Origin of the sequence: Armatimonas sp. (genome assembly GCF_031410135.1) — a bacterium.
GTDB lineage: Bacteria > Armatimonadota > Armatimonadia > Armatimonadales > Armatimonadaceae > Armatimonas.
Window position 1 is genome coordinate 1 of the sequence record NZ_JANNYP010000383.1, and the last position, 1,431, is coordinate 1,431.

At 60.4% G+C, this 1,431-nt stretch carries 1 protein-coding gene; it reads left to right on the plus strand.

What is annotated here, in order from left to right; genetic code table 11:
• Positions 1-1,431, plus strand: a 1,431-nt coding sequence (locus RMO15_RS13940; protein ID WP_309713689.1) for a redoxin domain-containing protein, incomplete at both ends; no start/stop codon positions are given.

A 1,431-nucleotide genomic window follows, 5' to 3' on the forward strand; every position in this document is an offset into this window, starting at 1 on the left:
AGCTGCTCATCCAGCAGGTTCTTGCCAAGAGCCCGATGCATCCGGGGGCGCACCACGCCAGTATCCACAACTGGGATGGTGTCTCGTCGGATCAGGCGATAAAGAGCTGCGAGATGTACGGCAAGTCGGCCCCGGACATCGGGCACGCGATGCACATGCCCGGCCATATCTACAGCAAGATCGGGATGTGGCACGAGGCCGCCATTGCGATGGACTCCGCAACCCGCACCGAGTTGCGATACATGAACGACCGACTGGCACTGCCCTTTGAGACGTGGAACTACCCGCACAACCGCAACTACCTCTGCTACATTCAGGAGCAGCTCGGCATGGCGCAGGCATCGCTGAAAGGCTCCGCCGACATGCTGGCCGCCCCGCGCGATCCGGAGTACAACCCTGCTGAGACCGGAGCGATCGTAGGCCAGGGGCTTGAGGCCCGCGTCCGTGCCCTCATCAAGTTCGAGAAGTGGGATCAGATTTTGGCTCCCAATGGAATCGAGTGGGGTGATAAAGAGGATTTCGGCAAGCTGGGCCGGGCGTTTGCCGAAGCGCTGGCCCTCAGTGGCGTTGGCAAGAGCTTTGAGGCTCGGGAGCGTGTCACGACAATCCGCACACTCATCGAGAAGCTCAAGGCGACTGCGCCCCCCGGCGCTCCGCCAATTCCCTCACCCTCGCCGCTGGACTTGATGGCCGATATCGCCGATGGCATCGTGAGCCTTGGTGAAGGAAATGTGCTAGAGGGCCAGCGCAAGCTGCTCAATGCCGCTGATCTAGAGCAAAAATTCCGTGACAAGGGGGAGTACCAGAACGATCCTCCCGGCCTGGCCTGGCCCGTCATGCGCGTTTTAGGCGACCACTACCGTAAGAGCGGCGACAACAAGCTGGCGATCAACTGCTACGAGCAGGCACTGAAACACGAGCCCAACGATGGCTTCGCGCTCTCCGGTCTGGCGTTGGCTCACTTCGCAAACGGAAACCGTGAGCAGGCGACGCTCTATGCGGGACGGCTGACCTATGTCTGGTCCCAAGCCGATCCCAACCTAAAGTGGCTCGACGATGTCAAGAAGCTCGGCCTCAATGCCAAGCCGGTGGCGCAGACCCCACGGCCCGAGCGCGTCTACCGACCCAAAGAGCTGGATGCGATTGGCCCAATGAACTGGCAGCCGTTCCAGGCTCCGAATCTTCAGGTCGTGGATCGGAGCGGCAAGAAAGTCAGCCTGCAAGACTTCAAGGGCAAGAACATTGTCCTCGTCTTCTTCCTGGGGGATGCCTGCGTCCACTGCGTTGGGCAGCTCAAGTCGCTCAACGACAAGAGTACCGAGTTTGATGAGCAGAACACGGTGATGTTGGCCGTGAGTAGCCAATCTCCGGCGAAGCTGAAGGCATCCAAGGCGCTGGATCAGGCAAGCATCCAGTTCCTCTCGGACAACG